A 722-nucleotide genomic window follows, 5' to 3' on the forward strand; every position below is an offset into this window, starting at 1 on the left:
CTCTAGTTTAGAGCTTGAACAAGAAATTCAGATTCAATTAGATAGTAATCCTTTACTTGAAAAAATAGAAGAAGAGTCTTTAACGGAAAGTCTGTCTACATTAGAAAGTAAAGAATCAGATGATTTAACAACTGAGCTAAATGCAGACCATTTGCCTGATGATTTGCCAGTCGATACTGAGTGGGATGACGTTTATACACATCAGTCAACGGCTTTAGCTACCCCAGAGTTCGAAGAGCGCGAGGATAATCGCCAAGTTCAATTATCTTTAAAGGAACATATTTTAGAGCAAGTTAATCTTTTGCATTTTTCTAAAATAGATCAATTAATTGCTTATTGTATTATTGATGCATTAGATGATAAGGGCTTCTTAGATGCTGAAATAGAAGAAATAATTTTAGCAGCACAACAGTTGTTGAATGAAATGGATATTGAGGAAGAGATCGAAGAGGATGAAGTTTTGGTTGTTTTAAAATATATTCAACGACTTGATCCTTTAGGAATTGGATCGCGTAATTTAGCAGAATGTTTAAAGGTGCAGCTCGAATTTTTACCGAAAGATGTTGAATATTTAAACGAGGCAAAAAGCTTATTACAGTATTACGAACTTTTAATAGCAAATGACTTAAATAAATTACTTAAACAAACAGGTCTAACGAAAGAACAATTAAAGTTTGCAATCAGTCTTTTAAAAACGTTGAGACCTTATCCAGGTATGGATT

Annotated in this window: 1 pseudogene; it reads left to right on the forward strand. The window is 32.8% G+C overall.

Annotated features, from left to right (window positions below):
• Window positions 1-722: pseudogene (locus HUN22_RS17480) on the forward strand (RNA polymerase factor sigma-54); the annotation flags it as partial.

It is taken from the genome of Acinetobacter lactucae, from assembly GCF_013344765.1.
Lineage (GTDB): Bacteria > Pseudomonadota > Gammaproteobacteria > Pseudomonadales > Moraxellaceae > Acinetobacter > Acinetobacter lactucae_A.